Raw genomic sequence first — 485 nt, forward strand, 5'->3', positions numbered from 1 at the left:
TTGCATTATCTGACCATCGAGGGGCTAAAAAAGTATGGCTATAACGAAGAAGCCGAACGCTTGGCACGAAAATGGATACACACCAATCTGTATTGGTTCGAACGCCATGGCGTATTCCAGGAAAAGTACAACGTAGTTAAACCGCACAAGCATGCTATTGAGGGTGTCTATCCAAGTCAAACAGGCTTTGGCTGGACTAACGCAGTTTTTAAGAAGTTATGCAAAGACTTCTTGGTATGAGCACGGAGCCTGCAGAACTACCTTGCTCCGAAAAGCTTGGTTTCGATACGAGTAAGCAGGCCCAAACTGCTGCCGCCGTTGCAGAACTACAGCATGGTACGAAGCTAAAAACGTACCATTGTAGACACTGCGATCTGTGGCATCTATCCAGCGAATAAACAAAATAACAATGTTGTAAATTACCATTCTTCAGTGCACTCACACTATAATCATCTGCAAGACACGTAAACGGAGGTTACAATGGT

General features: G+C 44.3%; 1 protein-coding gene. It reads left to right on the forward strand.

Annotation, left to right across the window (positions count from 1 at the left end):
- The coding region (locus AC3DE3_RS17220) for a trehalase family glycosidase (RefSeq protein ID WP_488370840.1) at positions 1-240 on the forward strand (240 nt) is incomplete at its 5' end.
- Positions 241-485 lie beyond the last annotated feature (245 nt).

Source organism: Dietzia sp. IBK-p2-16D (assembly GCF_057773085.1).